The 3,224-nt window shown below is 55.7% G+C and carries 4 protein-coding genes and 1 rRNA gene; 4 read left to right on the forward strand and 1 reads right to left on the reverse strand.

The features are described 5' to 3' along the window. Positions 1-638: metal-dependent hydrolase (locus tag ACP5VX_RS06670; protein ID WP_428725106.1), on the reverse strand; the 638-nt coding region annotated here is incomplete at its 3' end. A gap of 58 nt (positions 639-696) precedes the next feature. Between ACP5VX_RS06670 and map the strand changes: the two genes are divergently transcribed. The 4 genes from map to rrf all read left to right on the forward strand — a co-directional run bounded on the left by map (position 697) and on the right by rrf (position 3,168). After that, positions 697-1,587: a type II methionyl aminopeptidase gene (gene map / locus ACP5VX_RS06675; protein ID WP_428725104.1), complete on the forward strand. Its 891-nt coding sequence runs from the start codon at positions 697-699 to the stop codon at positions 1,585-1,587. A 72-nt stretch (positions 1,588-1,659) separates the two neighbouring features. Then, on the forward strand, positions 1,660-2,754 hold the full coding sequence (locus tag ACP5VX_RS06680) for a DUF1512 domain-containing protein (RefSeq protein ID WP_428725105.1): 1,095 nt from the start codon (positions 1,660-1,662) through the stop codon (positions 2,752-2,754). Next, positions 2,754-3,029, forward strand: coding sequence for a hypothetical protein (locus ACP5VX_RS06685; protein WP_014736931.1), 276 nt, complete (start codon positions 2,754-2,756; stop codon positions 3,027-3,029). Before ACP5VX_RS06680 ends, ACP5VX_RS06685 begins: the two co-directional genes overlap by 1 nt. Positions 3,030-3,048: 19 nt before the next feature. Next, positions 3,049-3,168 (forward strand): 5S ribosomal RNA (rrf, locus tag ACP5VX_RS06690). Positions 3,169-3,224 lie beyond the last annotated feature (56 nt).

Below are 3,224 nucleotides of genomic sequence, written 5' to 3' on the forward strand. Positions count from 1 at the left end.
GGCGTCGTAGCCTCCACGAGCTCCTTGAACCTGGCCGGGTCCTCCTTTATGACGGGGAAGGTGTTGTAGTGCATAGGCACTACGATCCTAGGCCTCAGCAGTTCCACCGCTTTAACGGCCTCCCTGACACCCATCGTGAAGTGGCCGCCTATGGGTAGCATGGCTACGTCCGGGCTGTACAGCTCGCCGATGAGGCTCATCTCGGAGAACAGCCCTGTGTCCCCTGCGTGGTAGAACGACACGTCTTGCCCTTTCACGACAAAGCCGACGGGAGTACCCTTAGAAGAGGAGTGCGTGGCGGGCGTCATCACTATGAGGAGGTCTTCGATTTTCAGGGGGCCACCTATGTTCCCCCCTATCGACTTAAGACCCCTAGACTCTGCTTCCTCGGCCAGCTCGTAAACGCCGACTATAGTCGCCCCTGTAGCCCTGGCGATCTCGAAGGCGTTCCCTAGGTGGTCGCTGTGGTCGTGCGTGACCAGGATGTAGTCGACCTTCTTGCCCTTGAAGTAGTCTAGCCTAACAGGGCTCAAGGGGTTGTCGATCCACGGGTCTACGAGCACGGTCTTCTCCTTACCGTCTAGGCCTTTCAAGACCACCTCAAAGGCGCTGTGGCCTAGGTACTTGAATCGGGCCATGAGAACCCCCATGTATAAAATATCCTCCGTTACGACATAAAATGTTCAAGGTGGTTAAATGGACGAAGAGGAAGTGAGGAGCTATATCAAGGCCGGGGAGATCGCCAGAAGGGTCAGAGAGAAGGCGGAGAAGATGGTGAGGCCAGGTATCGGGGTTCTCGAGCTGGCCAGAGAGCTCGAGAGGGAGATCGTCGAGCTGGGCGGCCAGCCGGCGTTCCCGGTGAACATAGGGATTAACGAGGTAGCGGCTCACTACACTCCCACTCTCGAGGACACGGGTGTCATACCAGACGGCTCCGTAGTCAAGGTAGACCTGGGGGTTCACGTCAACGGTTACATAGCCGACACGGCTACCACCGTGTGCTTCAACCCGGCTCTCGAGGGCCTCGTCGAGGCTACTAGGAGGGCACTAGAGGAGGTGGTCAAAGTCTTCAAGCCGGGTGTGAGGGCGAGGGAGATAGGTAGAGTCGTGGAGAGGGTTGTGAAGTCCGCCGGCTACAAGCCGATAGTCAATCTGAGCGGCCACAGCATGGACCTCTACCTCATCCACAGCGGTAAGACCATCCCCAACTACGACGACTTGACAGCTCTGTGGAGGATAGGGGAAGGGGCTTTCGCAGTCGAGCCGTTCGCGACAGACGGCTCGGGCCTCGTGAGGGAGGGTAGCGAAGTCACTATCTACGCTCTGAGACCTGTTAGGCGCGTGGAGCTGGCCGCCCCCGAGGGGGACTTCTACAGGCGCGTCTACGGGGAGAGGAGGACTCTCCCCTTCACCCTTAGGTGGTACCCGGACTACTACAGCCAGTCGCAGCGCATACTGGGCTCGCTGAGCAGTAAGGGCCTGCTCGTGAAGTACCCCGTCCTGGTCGAGAAGACGAACAGGCCGGTTGCGCAGTTCGAGCACACGTTCCTCGTCCTGGGAAAGGACGTCATTGTAACGACGATGTGACGCGCCCGGCTTAGTCGGCTTTATCTTAAAAACTCTCCTAAAGAATAGAGTTCTTAAGTCAGTTGATGCCGAATGAACGGAGACACTATCTCCCTGATAACCCAGATAATCTGGCTAATAATATTCATACTGCTGATCACCGGGCTAAACACGAAAATCCAGATGAGAATTTGGGCAATGGACATTAGGAACAAATTGAACTTGATCAAGAGGATCATTGACGAGGACAGGGTCCGCGTCGAGAAGATGATCTCCAACTTGGGGTACCAGACGCCCTCGGTCCTCGTAGGGAGGGTCCTGGACTTCTTCACGATAGAGCCCGTTAGTATCGAGCCTATAGACATCATAAAGAGACTGGACCACATGATAAGAACTAGTGAGGCGACCGTAAGGAGGTTTGTCGAGAGCTCTCTACCAAACACTGGTAAATTCGAGAGGAGCCTTGTCGAGACAAGCATCGAGGTGTTAGCGGGCCTAAACCTTATATACAAGGTGATAAGGCACTACCTCTTAACCGGCGAGAAAGAGAACAACTGGGTTCTTCTAATGCAACTAGAGCTTCTAATGCCTACGATTATGAGGTACGTCGAGACCTACCATATGGCCCTAGACCCGTTCATGTCCGGGAAGCCCATTGGAGACTCCGTCGGCCCCCTCGTAGTCTACAATCTACTCGAGAAGTCGAAGGTCGTGTCGAAGAGGGTTATCGAAGACACCAGCGTGTTCGAGACCTGGCTAGAGGACAGGAGGGTCTTCCTCGTGAAGGCCGAGGGGCCGGGTAGCAACGTCGGCCACCCAGGGGCGGTAATAAGAAAACTGGTGGAGGAGCTCAAGGGCAACGTGGACTTGATCGTGACGATAGACGCCGCCCTAAAACTAGAGGGAGAGGAGACAGGCTCAATAGCGGAGGGTGTGGGTGCTGCCATCGGAGACCCCGGCCCCGAGAAGATCGCGATCGAGAGGGCCGCGGCCGAGTACGGGATACCCTTGAGAGCGCTAATCGTAAAGATGGACTACAGGGAGGCTCTCACCGTTATGAGGAAGGAGATATTCGAGGCTTCTAGGAGGGCCGTTGACTACGTCCTCAAGCTTATCAAGGAGGAGACCAAGCCGAATGCCACCGTTATAGTAGCGGGTATAGGCAACACCATAGGGGTGCCCATGTGATGAACACGCTGGATCCATACACTTTGTTCATGATCGTGCTCACAGTACTATTAATAGTCTACATGTACCTGGAGACCAGGAAGAGGCCTACTAGGACAGAGTACGTTACGCGTGAACTACTAGTCTGCGAGGGCTGCGGGTTCCAGGTAGAGAGGGACTTCGAGCCAGGCGACTTCATAGGGCTCGTTAAGGGTAAGTGCCCAAGGTGCGGGAGGGAGCTTAAGATTAAGGGGATTTACTCGGTCGATAAAAGTAAGGTTTTAAAAGCCAGCTAGCCATCAGAATTAGACGGCCCGACCCGGCCATAGCGGTTGGGCAACACCCGGTCTCATATCGAACCCGGAAGTTAAGCCAACCGCGTCAAGGTGGCCGTGAGGTCCGAGAGGCCTCGCAGCCACCTTGAGCCGGGGTCGGGCCGCTCAGCCTTAACGCTTCTTCTAGAGTAGTAGTCTTGAGGCCAGGCGACGAGT

It is taken from the genome of Thermogladius sp. (genome assembly GCF_049970955.1).
Taxonomy (GTDB): Archaea; Thermoproteota; Thermoprotei_A; order Sulfolobales; family Desulfurococcaceae; genus Thermogladius.